This window comes from Porphyromonas somerae DSM 23386, from assembly GCF_000372405.1.
Taxonomy (GTDB): Bacteria; Bacteroidota; Bacteroidia; order Bacteroidales; family Porphyromonadaceae; genus Porphyromonas_A; species Porphyromonas_A somerae.
Genome location: NZ_AQVC01000008.1, coordinates 12,343 through 26,832 on the forward strand (window position 1 = coordinate 12,343; position 14,490 = coordinate 26,832).

9 protein-coding genes and 1 tRNA gene are annotated in these 14,490 nt (G+C 47.2%); 5 read left to right on the forward strand and 5 right to left on the reverse strand.

Annotated features, from left to right (window positions below; genetic code table 11):
* Nucleotides 1-550: 550 nt before the first annotated feature.
* Entirely contained in the window at nt 551-1,831 is a 1,281-nt protein-coding gene (gene glyA / locus A3GK_RS0102295) for a serine hydroxymethyltransferase (RefSeq protein ID WP_018027919.1), read from the reverse strand.
* 109 nt (nt 1,832-1,940) lie between these two features.
* Nucleotides 1,941-2,027: transfer RNA gene (locus tag A3GK_RS0102300), tRNA-Ser, on the reverse strand.
* Between the two features lie 221 nt (nt 2,028-2,248).
* On the opposite strand from A3GK_RS0102300, the gene A3GK_RS0102305 reads away from it, so the two are divergent.
* On the forward strand, nt 2,249-4,249 hold the full coding sequence (locus A3GK_RS0102305) for an LTA synthase family protein (RefSeq protein ID WP_244860714.1): 2,001 nt from the start codon (nt 2,249-2,251) through the stop codon (nt 4,247-4,249).
* Between the two features lie 83 nt (nt 4,250-4,332).
* Here the strand turns inward: A3GK_RS0102305 and A3GK_RS0102310 are convergent, their stop codons facing one another.
* Nucleotides 4,333-5,019 carry a Crp/Fnr family transcriptional regulator gene (locus tag A3GK_RS0102310; RefSeq protein WP_018027921.1) on the reverse strand — a complete coding sequence of 229 codons (687 nt, stop codon included), beginning with the start codon at nt 5,017-5,019 and terminating at the stop codon, nt 4,333-4,335.
* A 238-nt stretch (nt 5,020-5,257) separates the two neighbouring features.
* Between A3GK_RS0102310 and A3GK_RS10295 the strand changes: the two genes are divergently transcribed.
* Together A3GK_RS10295 and nifJ are read left to right on the forward strand one after the other, a co-directional pair.
* Nucleotides 5,258-6,460, forward strand: a complete 1,203-nt coding sequence (locus A3GK_RS10295; RefSeq protein WP_162138130.1) for an AAA family ATPase — start codon at nt 5,258-5,260, stop codon at nt 6,458-6,460.
* A gap of 46 nt (nt 6,461-6,506) precedes the next feature.
* Complete coding sequence (gene nifJ, locus A3GK_RS0102320; RefSeq protein WP_018027923.1) at nt 6,507-10,070, forward strand: pyruvate:ferredoxin (flavodoxin) oxidoreductase; 3,564 nt, start codon at nt 6,507-6,509, stop codon at nt 10,068-10,070.
* Between the two features lie 333 nt (nt 10,071-10,403).
* On the opposite strand, the gene A3GK_RS10955 is transcribed toward nifJ, so the two are convergent.
* Nucleotides 10,404-11,117 carry a hypothetical protein gene (locus A3GK_RS10955; protein ID WP_155799411.1) on the reverse strand — a complete coding sequence of 238 codons (714 nt, stop codon included), beginning with the start codon at nt 11,115-11,117 and terminating at the stop codon, nt 10,404-10,406.
* A gap of 141 nt (nt 11,118-11,258) precedes the next feature.
* Here A3GK_RS10955 and A3GK_RS0102330 point away from each other — a divergent pair, with 141 nt between their 5' ends.
* Together A3GK_RS0102330 and A3GK_RS0102335 are read left to right on the forward strand one after the other, a co-directional pair.
* Nucleotides 11,259-12,101 (forward strand): class I SAM-dependent methyltransferase, encoded by an 843-nt coding sequence (locus A3GK_RS0102330; protein WP_018027925.1) that lies wholly within the window; start codon nt 11,259-11,261, stop codon nt 12,099-12,101.
* Between the two features lie 183 nt (nt 12,102-12,284).
* Entirely contained in the window at nt 12,285-12,776 is a 492-nt protein-coding gene (locus A3GK_RS0102335; protein ID WP_155799412.1) for a hypothetical protein, read from the forward strand.
* A gap of 362 nt (nt 12,777-13,138) precedes the next feature.
* On the opposite strand, the gene A3GK_RS0102340 is transcribed toward A3GK_RS0102335, so the two are convergent.
* On the reverse strand, nt 13,139-14,464 hold the full coding sequence (locus A3GK_RS0102340; protein WP_018027927.1) for a DUF2130 domain-containing protein: 1,326 nt from the start codon (nt 14,462-14,464) through the stop codon (nt 13,139-13,141).
* Between the last annotated feature and the right edge of the window lie 26 nt (nt 14,465-14,490).

Below are 14,490 nucleotides of genomic sequence, written 5' to 3' on the forward strand. Positions count from 1 at the left end.
TGTTGAAGCAAGTGCTATTTGACTGCGAATTATGATGCAATAAACCGATAGGTAAAGTAAGCAAAAGTTGAGTTGCAACTAAGCAATTGCCGAGATGCAACAAAGCAAATGCTTAGTTGCAACTAACCGATTGCTTAGTTGCATCTCAATATTCGATAATATATAGTGCTTTATTCCAGTGAGTTATAAATGGGCTTTTGATGCCTTTCAGCTGAACTGAAATCAATAAGAGACTGTTGCACGAAGGCGATCTGCTGCGTTGCTTTCGGAATTCGGGCCTCGGTCACGTACATAAGTACGCTCCCTTCAGCCCTGTGGGGCCTTGGTGCCCTGCGTGCACCTTGCCCTCATCCTCAGGCCTTGCATCTCGTCCTTCGTGCAAAGTCTCGGCACATTTGAAGCAAATGTGCGAGAATGGCACTTTGTGCAACATTCTCAATGAAGAATACATACAACCCTTGTTGGGTATGGATATAAAAGAGCTACCCCCGAGAGAAGAGGTCTTCTCACGGGGGTAATTATTTATATTATATATATGAGTGATGGGGGATTACCAAGCGAATAGAGGTCTGTGGCTCATCATCTCATTTACCTCGGCGCGTACCGTGGCAATCACCTTTTCATCGGTAGGTGCGGTGAGGACACGGTGGATCTTGCGAACCACTTCGCGTGCTTCCTCTTCCTTCAGCCCTCGGGTGGTGAGGGCTGGTGCTCCTACGCGGATACCACTAGTTTGGAAAGCCGAGCGGGTGTCAAATGGTACCATGTTCTTATTGATGGTGATATCGGCTGTGCCGAGTGCAGTCTCTGCCACACGTCCGGTAAGGTCGGGGAAGTTTTGGCGGAGGTCTACCAGCATCAAGTGGTTATCGGTACCATTGGAGATCACCTTATAGCCTAGCTCAACAAAGGTCTCGGCCATAGCAGCGGCGTTCTTGAGTACTTGCTTTTGGTAATCCTTGAACTCTGGCTGTAGTGCTTCGCCAAAGGCTACTGCCTTTGCTGCGATGATGTGCTCTAGTGGTCCACCTTGTAGCCCTGGGAATACGGCAGAGTCGAGAAGTGAAGTGAAGGTGCGGGTCTCACCCTTCTTGGTCTTCTTGCCCCAAGGATTCTCAAAGTCTTTGCCAACGAGGATGATACCACCACGTGGGCCACGGAGGGTCTTGTGTGTAGTAGAGGTGACTACGTGAGCATACTTCACTGGGTTTTTGAGTAGACCAGCAGCGATAAGTCCTGCGGGATGTGCCATATCTACCCAAAGGATAGCACCTACCTCATCGGCAATGGCACGCATCCGCTCATAATCCCACTCGCGAGAGTAGGCTGAGCCACCACCTACGATGAGTTTTGGCTTGTGCTGCTTTGCGAGCTTCTCCATCTCGTCGTAATCAATACGACCATCGCTCTCCTTTACGTTGTAGGCTACTGGATGATAAATGATGCCCGAGCTATTAACTAGAGACCCATGGGTGAGGTGACCACCGTGGTCAAGGTTGAGACCCATGAAAGTATCTCCTGGCTGTAGGCAGGTGAGGTAAATAGGGTTATTGGCCTGTGCACCAGAGTGGGGCTGAACATTGGCCCAGACAGCTCCGTAGATCTCTTTGAGCCGATCAATGGCCAGCTGCTCGGATTGGTCTACGATCTCGCATCCACCATAGTACCTCTTGCCAGGGTAGCCCTCGGCATACTTATTGGTCATCACGCTTCCCATCGCTTCCATCACTTGGTCGCTCACGAAGTTTTCGGATGCGATAAGCTCTAGACCCTTTGTCTGTCTCGCTCTCTCTTGTGCAATCAGGTCAAATACCTTCTCGTCTCTTTTCATGTTTCTTGTAAATTGCAAGTAGTATAAATATTGTGTATTTCTCTTAAGTCATTGGTTGTTCCCACAAACGGTGTTGTGCTCTATGACGTTGATTTCAGAGTGCTATTAGCGGAGAGGGAGGGATTCGAACCCCCGGTAGCACTAGTGCTACAACGGATTTCGAATCCGCCGCATTCGTCCACTCTGCCACCTCTCCAATAAATGGATTTGCAATGTTACCAAAAATATCTGTAATAGGGAGCATTCTATGGCCCTTTTTTGGGAACGTTACTGTCTGTGTTGTCTCGTTAAATGAATTATTTCGTACATTTGTGCCAATTTTGAGAGAAGACTATTGGAATGTTTTTTATAGAAGTACTATCATGAGGTGGTATCTCTATTGGGAGAGCATTCTCAATTAATAAGGATTTGTATTGAATGTGGACGACAAATAAACGCTGGGTAGTCCTCCTTTGGCACACGATTCTTGCATTATTGATGATGCAGCTGTGTCGCTTGGTCTACTTTTATTATAATTATAGCCTCTTTTCAGAGATAGGGGTGGGGCAATTGCTAAGATTGATGCAGGGGGGCTTGCTCTTGGATATGATGGCGGTGGCTTATGGGTTTCTGCTCTATTATATTATGGTGGGAGTGGGCCAGTTCTTACCTAGTAGGGTAGAGGAATATGGTTGGTATAGAGGGGTGCGGCATGCAGCCTACTTCGTGCCTTACGTACTCTTTACTTTTGCCAATATCTCTGATGCGGGCTATTATCCCTTTGTCTATAGGCGGATTAATCGCGATGTATTCAGTGAGTTTGAAGGGGCTAACTTTGGCTCTCTGTATGGTGAGTTTATTGTGGATTACTGGCCTCTGACGGTAGCCTTTGCTTTGATTATACTGCTAGGTGTCTTTGGGTATCGGATGGTTCGCTTTGAGCGTAAGCCTATAGGGGATACTCTTTCGTGGCGAGATGGATTGTTGCCTCTTATTCTGGTGATTGTGTTGCTGCCTTTTTGGTATTTGGGTGGTAAGAGCTTTAGTGATCTGATGGCATTGAGCGCTCGCTATATGAGTGATTTTAAGCAGTTCCCAATTGTGCTTAATTCTCCTGTGACAATTTTGAAGGATGGCTCGGAGCGGCAGGAGTATTCCTTTTACTCTGAGGCAGAATTGTCTCGCCACTTTACTCCTTATTATAAGGCAGCACCTCTCTCGGACAGTGATACCCTTTTTGCCTCTATGCGTGGGCGAAATGTGGTGATTATCCAGATGGAGAGCATGGCTAAGGAGTTTGTAGGGTTCTTCAATAAAGAGACTTCAAATGGCCATAGCCTCACTCCATTCCTTGACCGACTTTTACCTGAGACCTTGTACGCCCAGTATGGGTTTGCCTCGGGGAAGCGGTCGATTGATTCTTTCCCCGCTATTTATATCTCTATGCCTACTTTTGGAGCTACTTTTAATAACCGAAGTCGGCTGGAGAAGGACTTTGAGCACTATACCAGCTACGATACTGGGCTGCCTCGTTCGCTAAAGAATAGTGGTTATGACCTGAAGTTTTATCACGGTGATCGTGAGGGGATGATGGGCTTCTTTGAGATGCTGGAGCGAGTGGGGGTGGAAAAGCAGTACACGGCTGAGAGCTATGATAAGGAGTATACCGATGCTGCGAACGACCGAATAGGGATGGCGGGGTCGGCGGTGCATGACCTGCCATTTAGTTTGGCCATGGCTAAGGATATTGAAAGTCTGAAGCAGCCATTTGGGGCGTTTTACTTCTCGCTTTCTAATCACAATCCTTTTGTGCTGCCTGATGAGTTTGAGGAAAAGTTTGAGGGAAGAAGTCTGCCGATACATCGCACAGTGCAGTATGCCGACTTTGCTCTTGAGAAGTTCTTTGAAAGGGTAAAGGAGGAACCGTGGTACCAGAATACACTTTTCGTCTTGACCGCCGACCATACTAGTGTGAGCGATGAACCTCTATACCAGTGCTTGCCTGGTAAGGCGGCGGTACCGATTGCGTTCTTTGATCCTCAAGGAAAACTAAAAGGCTGTGTTGATGAGTATGTGGTGCAGCATACCGATATCCTGCCCACGCTCTTGTATCTGCTTGGGATCACTGATCCTGTGCTAAGCTATGGGGCGAATATTTTTGATAAAAAGGCGGAGCATATAGGGCTCAACTTTTACTATAATCAGTACCTGCTATTTGCAAAGGAGGTGACTGTGGCAATGACGCCTTATGGCGAAGTGAGAGTGGAGGCACCAGTAGCTCGCCTGCAAACGGGGCCTGGAGCTGACGTGATGCCGAATGACTCTATTGTGGCACATTATACGCATCTGCTTCAGGCTATTGTACAGGACTATAATCACCGTGTGCATCGAACCTCTTTCTCCATCAAAGATGTGGTGCCGAAGGAGTCAGAGCAGTAAGTAAAGCCTATATATAAGGAATACCGCTATCAATGAGCTTTGAGCCATTGATAGCGGTAGTTTCTTGAGCTTTTGGGGGGCGGTTAGATGGAGTCTCTTAGTTTCTTTATGTCTAGTACTTCGCCAAACCCTCTGGTGTAGTAGATTGCTCCATCACTAGCCAATTCTGAAATAACTCTTGAGAGAGCCGAGCGGGTCACCCCAAAGTACTTTGCAAGTGAAGTGACGCTCATGTCGAGCGAGAAGTAGCCACTTGGCTCCATCTTTTGTAGGATAAAGTAAGCTAGCTTTCCCTTGATCTTGCGGATGGAGAATATCTGTAGCTGCTGACTAAGCCCGTAGATAAGGTTGCTACTAAAGGTGAGAAAACCTCTGCGGAAGGTGGGGCACTCTTCCAAAAGCTTCTCAACAATTTCACGGTCATAGTATTCTATTTCGCAGTCTTTGACGGCGATGATATCGTTGGCAAATCGCTGCTCTGATGAGTAGAGAAGTGAGGCAATGAGCGGAAAAGGAGCTTCGTGCTCATTGGTGTAGAGCCGATCTCCAGTGGGAGAAACTACCTCAATACGTACTACTCCCTTGGTGAGTAGCACGAGGGAGTCAATGGAATCGCCTTGATGCGCGACAAATTGGCCCGACCGAAATCTCTCTACCTTAGTAGGGGCACATTGAAGTCTTTCTGTCAATTCGGCGAGCTCCTCTTGGTTATGCTTGCTACCGCAAAAGTACTCAAGGAGAGCTGAGTGTTTGCTAGTTATTGTATTCATCTTGTAGGGTTACTTTGTATTTTTGTCAAAGTTAGTCATTTTTTATTTGACTGAATAATATAATGGCGACTATTTTTTTGTCCCATCCTAGTTCAAGGGCATAATTAATGGAACTTGGTTGTCTTTCGTGATTAAATACCTTTTTCTGTAATCTGTAGTTGTCAAATTCAGTATTTAGAGGTATCTTTGCAGTGGGAAATAAATACTATGTCGGATGAATGGCATTCTGAGTGGAGATATGTGCCTTGAGTTGAAGGGCGTGGAGCGGTCGGAAGCAGGTCTACAGGGCTGTGCTTCGAGCCGTGATTGCACTTTACACTGCCTTGCCTCTGCCGAAAAGTTGCCACTTATTTGTATCCGTGGTACACGCGGTATCGGTAAGACGCACCAATTGATGCAGATGGGTCAACTGCTCACTAGCCAAAAAGGTGAGCGGGCTATTTATGTCAACCTCAACCACTTCTACTTCTCAAGCCATACAATCTATCACTTTGCGAAGGGATTTTACCACGAAGGTGGGCGGATACTTCTGCTAGATCAAGTATTTAAGTATCCAGGCTGGGCAGAGGAGTTGATGCAATGCCGTAAAGAATTACCTGAGCTGATTATTGTCTTCACCGCATCTAGTGTGATGACGCTGGAGGAGTATCCAGAGCTCAAGGGGGAAATGAAGATTTGTGACCTTCACGGGTTCTCTTATCGTGAGTATCTCAATAATCACTACAACCTTTCGCTCCCTACCGTGACTATTGACCAGATTTTTTTTGATTATCAGTCAATTGAGAAGATGGTAAGGCGGCAGGTTGATCCGTGGCTAGCTTTGGATGGATACATCGGCAAAGGGTACTATCCACATCGGGAGGAGGCAGTTCTTTTCGCGGAGGACCTTGCGAAGAATATGAATATGCTGTTGGAGGTAGACTTGGTTTATATCCGTCAGATTGCCCCTACCTATCTACCAAAGTTGCGTAAGTTGCTTTACCTAGTGAGCGGGCAGCGTGATGGAGTGACGAATGTATCTTCTCTCAGTGAAGCAATAGATACCAGTAGAGCTACGGTGATGAACTATCTGAAGTATCTCTCCGATGCTCGGCTGATACGCCTAATATATAAGGAGGGTGGGGAGTATCCCAAGAAGCCCGATAGAGTCTTTCTTAATGATACCAATATCCTAAGGGTGATCAGAGAGGAGGAGCCACAGCCACTTTTGGAGGCAAAGACACTCTTTCTAGCAAGTGTGCTAGATGCGGGGCTGGAGGTGAATCTAGCCGATGAATCGGGTGTGGACTTCGTGATCAATGGAAAGCTCCCAGTGCGTTTTATCTGTAAAGGGGTGCGTCGTAGAAGCACTCCCTCCGACACGCTTAATATCCTTTGTAGCGACGAAGTGAATGGCGACATAGCGGGAGTGCCTATCTGGATGTTTGGACTACTATATTAACGAGATAAAAACAATATTATTTACAACCATATTAAAGGACAGTAACATGGCTAAAGAAAAGAAATTTATTACCTGTGATGGTAACCAAGCCGCTGCACATATTGCCTATATGTTTAGCGAAGTGGCTGCCATCTATCCTATCACTCCGTCTACAACCATGGCGGAGCACGTGGATGCTTGGAGTGCTGAGGGTCGCCTCAATATCTTCGGTGAGCGTGTACGAGTAGAGGAGATGCAGAGTGAGGCTGGTGCCGCTGGTGCAGTACACGGCTCGCTTCAGGCTGGTGCTCTTACCTCCACCTTTACCGCTTCTCAGGGTCTACTCCTGATGCTCCCCAATATGTATAAGATCGCTGGTGAGTTGCTCCCAGGCGTATTCCATGTGGCTGCTCGTACCGTAGCTTCTCACGCACTTTCTATCCTTGGTGACCACCAGGACGTGATGAGTGCACGTGGACTTGGCTTCGCACAGCTCTCTACCGCTTCGGTACAAGAGGTAATGGACCTTGCAGCTGTGGCTCACCTTGCAGCTATCAAGACAAGAGTGCCATTCATTCACTTCTTCGATGGTTTCCGTACTTCTCACGAGATCCAAAAGATCGAGGAGATGCAGATGGAAGACCTTAAGCCACTAGTAGATCAAGAGGCACTTTATGCATTCCGCAAGCGTGCTTTGGCTCCTGATAGCCCTGCTACTAGAGGTACCGCACAGAATGACGACGTATTCTTCCAAGCTCGCGAGGCTAGCAATATCTTCTACCAGTCTGTGCCAGATGTAGTGCAGGAGTATATGGATGAGATTGCCAAGATTACTGGCCGTCAGTATCATCTATTCGATTACTATGGTGCTGATGATGCTGAGCATATGATCATCGCCATGGGCTCCATGACCAAGATGTGTAAGGATGTGGTAGACCTCCTCAATAGCCAAGGCAAGAAGGTAGGTATGCTCACCGTACACCTCTACCGCCCATTCTCAGTAAAGCACTTCCTAGGTGCTATTCCAAAGAGCGTGAAGCGTATTGCAGTATTGGATAGAACTAAGGAGAGCGGTTCTGTAGGCGAGCCACTTTATAGCGATGTTAAGAGCGCCCTTTATGGTACCGAGAATGCTCCTATCGTAGTGGGTGGTCGCTATGGTCTTTCAAGTAAGGACACCACTCCTGGCCAGATTGTAGCTGTATTCAAGAATCTTGAGCTACCTGAGCCAAAGAATCACTTCACCGTAGGTATCGTAGATGATGTAACCTTTACCTCTCTTCCAGTAGAGCAAGATCCAGAGCTCGATAACGGTGCTTATGAGTGTATGTTCTACGGACTTGGTAGTGATGGTACTGTAGGTGCTAATAAAAACTCTATCAAGATCATCGGTGACAACACCAATAAGTATGTACAGGCTTACTTCCAGTACGACTCTAAGAAGTCGGGAGGTTTCACCTGTAGCCACCTCCGCTTCGGAGATAAGAAGATCCGTAGTACTTACTACGTAAATCAGCCTCACTTCCTAGCTTGTCACGTACCTGCCTATCTGCGTATGTATGACCTTACTAAGGGGCTGAGAAGAGGCGGTACCTTCCTACTCAATAGCATCTGGGATGTTAATGAGGTTGAGAAGCACCTGCCAAATAAGATGAAGAGGTACTTCGCTCAGAATGAGATCAACTTCTACATGATCAATGCTACTCAGATAGCTCAGGAGATTGGTCTTGGCAACCGTACCAATACCATCTTGCAATCGGCTTTCTTCAAGATTACCGGTGTAATCCCTTACGAGCTAGCTGTAGAGCAGATGAAGAAGTTCATCATGAAGTCTTACGGACACAAGGGTGATGCAGTGGTAAGCAAAAACTACCAAGCTGTAGATAAGGGTGGTGAGCTACTCGTAAAGGTTCCAGTTAATCCTGAGTGGGCTAACCTTCCAGATGACGAGATCGAGGTACACCCAGACGACACCCCATTCGTAAGAGATGTAGTAAGGGTGATCAATGCTCGCGAGGGTTACGGTCTGCCAGTATCTGCATTTAAGGGTCGCGAAGACGGTACTTGGGAGAATGGTACTTCCAACTCCGAGAAGCGTGGTGTAGCAGCTCTTGTACCAGAGTGGAAGATCGAGAACTGTATCCAGTGTAACCAGTGTGCGTACGTATGTCCTCACGCCACTATTCGTCCATTCCTACTTGATGAGGAGGAGGTGAAGAATGCTCCAGAGGGATACGAGACACTCAAGGCAATTGGTAAGCCATTCGCTGGTCTTCAGTTCCGCATGCAGGTAGACGTGCTTGACTGTATGGGTTGTGGCAACTGTGCTGATATCTGCCCAGGTAATAAGAATGGCAAGGCCCTAGAGATGAAGCCTATCGAAAGCCAGCTACCTCTACAGCCACTTTGGGATTACTCTTACAAGAATGTAACCAACAAGGCACACCTAGTAGACGTTAAGGCCAACGTGAAGAACTCTCAATTTGCTAAGCCTCTATTCGAGTTTAGCGGTTCTTGTGCAGGTTGTGGTGAGACTCCTTATGTAAGGCTACTTACTCAGCTATTTGGTACTCGTCAGATGGTAGCCAACGCTACAGGTTGTTCTTCTATCTACTCTGCTTCTTCTCCAAGTACTCCTTACACCACCAACCTATGTGGTCAGGGACCAGCTTGGGCTAACTCTCTATTCGAGGATAATGCAGAGTTTGGTTACGGTATGCACACTGCTGCTCTTAAGCTCCGTGAGCGTCTAGAGCACTACGTGAAGGATATCCTTGACGGTGCTAAGGAGGCTCCAATCAATGTTGAGCTACTACGTGAGTGGTACGACAACCGCGAGGATGCTGATAAGAGCCGTGAGGTCGCTGATAAGATTATCCCAGAGATCCGCAAGAGCAATCACGCAGAGATCCGTACACTTGATGCACTTTCCAATTACTTTGTGAAGCGTAGCCAGTGGATCATCGGTGGTGACGGTTGGGCATACGATATCGGCTTCGGTGGTCTTGACCACGTACTCGCTAGTGGCGAGAATGTCAATGTTCTCATCCTTGATACCGAGGTTTACTCCAATACTGGTGGACAGAGCTCTAAGAGTACTCCTACCGGTGCTATTGCCAAGTTCGCTGCTTCAGGTAAGCGTATCCGCAAGAAGGACCTTGGCCTGATGATGACCACCTACGGTTACATCTATGTAGCACAAGTAGCAATGGGTGCAAACCACGCCCAGACCCTCAAGGCGATCCGCGAGGCTGAGGCATTTGATGGCCCATCTGTAGTGATCGCTTACTCACCATGTATTGAGCACGGACTGAAGGCCGGTATGGGTAAGAGCCAGCGTGAAGAGGAGATGGCAGTAGAGTGCGGTTACTGGCACCTATGGAGATACAATCCTGAGCTCATCAACGAGGGTAAGAATCCATTTAGCCTCGACTCTAAGGAGCCAGATTGGTCGAAGTTCCACGACTTCCTAATGGGTGAGGTGCGTTACAACTCACTTGCTAAGAAGTATCCACAAGAGGCAGAGGAGCTATTCGCAGTAGCTCAGCAAGATGCTCAGCGCAGGTACTACAAGTACAAGCTACGCTCAGAGTTCAATCTTGATGCACCTTATGTAGCTGAGGAGAAGTAATCTCGTTAAGCAACAGACACAATAAGTAAAGGGCTGGTAGAGAATCACTCTCTACCAGCCCTTTTTATATTTGGTACGTGAAGCATTTCTGTTTGATACGTGAAGTATTTTGATTTCATACGAGAAACATTTCTGTTTGGTACGTGAAACATTTACAGCTCGTACAATTGCAGAGGGTAGGGAGTATTAATATAAGCCTGCCGTGCCGTGATCATTGTGGTACCAATGGGGTAAGGACCTCTCCGAGGTCCTTTTTCCTCAGATAATTGCCTCTTTGTGGCGGTATTAAAGCTTATCCTGAGGCTGTCTCAAAGCTCGCCATGGGGAGGTGCATCACTTACCTCTATTGAGCTCCACCACCTCGCCAAGATGGATTGCCATGATCCAGTAGGTATCTGGTCCATCCGCTTTATAGAGCAGGTCCTGCACCGCTTCCCCTCCCTTTTTTATGGCAGCATCATACTTTTCCTCCGTGACACTCTCATCCAGATAGTCAAACCTGAAGATATCCCCCTTATAGGTTCTTTGAGGCATAAAGCAGATGCCCTTGATCCGCACCACCGCCGTATCTCTATTCTTGTTGTAGCCCACGCCCAGCCTTAGGTACTCAAAGTAGCGAGGCACAAAGAGGAATATTCCATCATTATAGGAATCCAACGAGAAGTCAAACTCCTCTCCCAGATTAGGGTTCAGCACTATCTGCTCCTGTGGTGACTCCCTAAGGTCGAGGTATTTGCCCATCACCGTCTCCTTTATCTCACGGTACTCCACCACCTTCTCTCCCGAAGCGATCTTATCAAACCATTGCTGATCAATCGTCAGGTAGAGACTATTATCCTTCGTACACTCCTCGCCACTTGGGATCATCTCATAGTAGTTAGGGCTCTCCAAAAGCTCCTTCGTCGCTTTCAGTTCATCAGTCTGTGGATGCTCAAAAGGCTTTCCATCCCACTCCTTCAGCTTGAAATGCAAATCAAACTCATCCCATAGCTCCTCAATTGATTGCTTCACCCTCTTAAAAGGGGACTTCTCTACTTTTTCACTCATACTCGTTTCTCCTTCTGCTACTTGTTTTACCTTACTTTTCCAAACGTACACAATTATCAGCAATCAATATACCTTTAGGTAGGTATTGTGATAATGCGACTATTTGGGGAGCTTTGCTAATCGGATTTATGAAAAGATAAGATGATGATGGCAGATAAAAGGAAAATAAACTTTGATGCGGTGGAGGAGACGCTTTTAATTCCACTATTGATGAGGTGGAAAGATGCTGAGAGCCCTCACCCAATTCTTGGCGATAGAGTAGCTATTGATATCGCTAATCAAATTGACTTCAACTGGGATAAATATGGTGGCTGGAATAAGATGAGCTACTATGGCTGTCTTGTTCGGGCAGGGTATTGCGATAGCGAAACTGTGAGAATAGCCTTAGAGCACTCACCTGAGTCTATCTTGTTGGTGAATGCTGGTTGTGGGCTTGACACTCGATGGCATCGGACGCTCTCATCCCTCTCAAACTACCCGAGGGTGGATCTAGACCTTAAAGAGGTAATGAATATAAGAAAAGAGGTGGTGCCACCTCTCAATGGGGTTACGAGTGTCACTTCCGACCTTACCTCACCCGATTTTATCGAACAATTAAAAGGCATGACGGCACCTACCACTCATATTGTTTTGGTCATTGAAGGGGTACTTATGTATTTCACCGATGCAGAGATCAGAGAGCTACTGGAGCGACTTTATGCCGCTTTTGGTGAAAGAGTGACTTTGGTGGGTGATTTATTGAATAATACCATTTTGAAGCATCAACAGAAGCACGATACTCTTCGCCACTCACAGGCCGTATTCAGGTCAGGCTATGATAGTATCGCCGAGGTTGAAGCTTTGCACCCCCAGCTGAAGGTGCTTTGCCGTCGCTCAGTGTTGGATATGATGAAACCTCATATATTCATTGCTCGTCTGCTTGCTTTGATACCATCAATGCGTTGGAATACAACGGTATATACTCTTGGTTTTAGGTCGTTATAAGATCAAAACAACTTGATAAAAAAGTATAAATGGGTGTGGATATATAATATATTTGCTATCTTTGCCAAGATTTTTGATGGTACTTAGTGAAGTGCCACCATGCTCCGAAACTCGGAGGCCCATCCTCTGTGATGCCTGTGAAGGGTGTCTTTGGTGGGTTAAGTGGAATTTAGATAGACTTTTATGAGACTAAAAACTATGCTACTTGGTATGCTGGTAACTCTCGTTGCCCTTGGGCTTTTATCAGGGAGAGTGATTTCAGGACGTGCCGATAAGGGGCTCAACCCTGGCGAACAGATACCAAGTATGGTGGTGGATGGCTGTGATCTAGCTGAGACTTTGGCCAATGAGCCTAAGGCGGTGCTAGTCATCTGGTCGGTAGATGATGCTACCTCGAGGGTAGCCAATGCGTGGGCCTGCAATAGTGCCAGCTTGAGAGCTACCGATACACCTATCTACTCTATCTGTCTGGATGGAGATGAGACGACAGCCACCCTCTACGCAAAGATGGACGGTGCCAAGGAAAATGTAGCCCCTATTGGGTTGCAAGGTGAGAAACTACGAGGAGGAACCTCACTATTGGCGAGCCGTGGATCTGGCAAGGTGTACTATACCTCTCATGGTATAGTAGAGAGAGTGATGTCTGCGGAGACACTATTTGACAAAATTCAATAAGAAGAGTGAGGGGCAGGTAGCTACTAGTAGTTACCTGCCCCTCTTCTATTTTGCGGCTTCCCGAATGATATCCATCGGAGTTTTTATGGGTCAGGACCTCCGCAGGAGGTCCGATTTGTTGTAGCCCCCATTCGAGGCTCGCAGAGCCGATGAATGGGGGTAAATAAGGCGACCAAAATCTACGACCCCTTGTGGGTCGGACAACCTATTCTTGGATTGATTTTAACGTTCTAGCTTATATTGTCCGACCCACAAGGGGTCGAATATATATGTGAGCTCTTGCTTACCCCCGGTCGTTCGGGCTACGCCCTCCGACGCGGGGGCTACAACAAATCGGACCTCTGCCGAGGTCCTGAATCCTATTATTCGTCGTCTTCCTCTAGGGAGGCGAGATTTCCTTTTCGTTGTCGCTCCTCTTCAAACTTCGCTTTCATCGTTGGGTTTTGGTAGGTTAGCTTGCGGATGGTAAGTCCCTCCGCCTTGTCGTTGGCGAGCCTCAGATTGTTTTCCGAACCGACTAGTGCCTCACGCACTTTCGTGAGGTGCTGTATGGTCTTATCTATCTCATCAATCGCTTTAGTAAACTTCTCGCTGGCTAGCCGGTAGTTGTATCCAAACTTCTGCTTGAAGTCGCTTAGCTTGTCCTCAAAGTTGGTGATATCTACCGATTGTTGCCTTGCTTGCTCCAATTCCTTCTTGTACTCAATGCTTTTTTGAGAGGTCTGCTGAAGGATGGTGATCATCGGGATAAAAAACTGTGGGCGTATCACGTACATACGCTCGTACTTCGGCGACATATTCACGATGCCCGTATTGTAGAGCTCGCTATCAAGCTCCAGCATAGAGACCAGTACGGCGTACTCGCACCCCTTAGTCTTGCGGTCTTTATCTAGTTTCTCCAGAAAGTCCTCATTCTTGTGCTTGGTAGCGGTGGTCTCATTTTGGTTTTTCATCTCAAACATAATTGAGATATACTCCTGCCCATCATCGGTATAGTCGCGGAATATAAAGTCCCCTTTGGAGCCCGAGGAGGCATCATTATCCTTCTCAAAAGTGGCATTGGGAAAAAGCATACTTATCCGCCCATACTCCGTATAGCAGTGCTGCTCCAGCGTCTCTCCTACCATCTTTGTGGAGAGACGTGCCTTCATATCACGATAGAGCTCCACCTGCTCCTTGAGTAGCCGTACCTCCGTAGCATTCTCCTCACGAAGTCGATTCTCATTATTCATAGCTTCGCTTTTGGCAAGAGCCATCTGATTCTTGAGGTCAGCGATTTCTCGCTCCTTTTCCTGTACCTGATTCTTACTCAGATTCTCGACCTTCAGTAGAGCTACTTGGTGAAGACCATTGGCTTCTGCTAATTCCTTCTCCAATTTCGCGATCTGCTCCTGCTCCTTGGCCACTGCTTTGTTCACCGCATTCTCTTGAGCCACCTCACTACTCTTGAGTTGCTCCTTGAGAGATGAGAGCTCCTGATCCTTTTGCGAAATCATCTGCTCGTAATGGCGAGAGCTTTCCGATTGGGCCGCCTTTTGCTCCGCTTGCCACTGCTTTCGCTGCTCTTCGACCCTCTGCTGTAGGTCCAACTGATATTCAGCAGTCCGCACCTGCTCCACTATAGAGGCATAGTCCGCCTCATCTACGGTAAATGTACTGCCGCACTTAGGGCACTTCAACTCTTTCATACTTGTCTTGGTTAATTTTAGATATC

Excerpts from the sequence above, each read along its gene's own strand:
- glyA (WP_018027919.1), bottom strand. The coding sequence starts at position 1,831 with ATGAAAAGAGACGAGAAGGTATTTGACCTGATTGCACAAGAGAGAGCG.
- A3GK_RS0102305 (WP_244860714.1), top strand. The coding sequence starts at position 2,249 with ATGTGGACGACAAATAAACGCTGGGTAGTCCTCCTTTGGCACACGATT.
- A3GK_RS0102310 (WP_018027921.1), bottom strand. The coding sequence starts at position 5,019 with ATGAATACAATAACTAGCAAACACTCAGCTCTCCTTGAGTACTTTTGC.
- A3GK_RS10295 (WP_162138130.1), top strand. The coding sequence starts at position 5,258 with ATGTGCCTTGAGTTGAAGGGCGTGGAGCGGTCGGAAGCAGGTCTACAG.
- nifJ (WP_018027923.1), top strand. The coding sequence starts at position 6,507 with ATGGCTAAAGAAAAGAAATTTATTACCTGTGATGGTAACCAAGCCGCT.
- A3GK_RS10955 (WP_155799411.1), bottom strand. The coding sequence starts at position 11,117 with ATGAGTGAAAAAGTAGAGAAGTCCCCTTTTAAGAGGGTGAAGCAATCA.
- A3GK_RS0102330 (WP_018027925.1), top strand. The coding sequence starts at position 11,259 with ATGATGATGGCAGATAAAAGGAAAATAAACTTTGATGCGGTGGAGGAG.
- A3GK_RS0102335 (WP_155799412.1), top strand. The coding sequence starts at position 12,285 with ATGAGACTAAAAACTATGCTACTTGGTATGCTGGTAACTCTCGTTGCC.
- A3GK_RS0102340 (WP_018027927.1), bottom strand. The coding sequence starts at position 14,464 with ATGAAAGAGTTGAAGTGCCCTAAGTGCGGCAGTACATTTACCGTAGAT.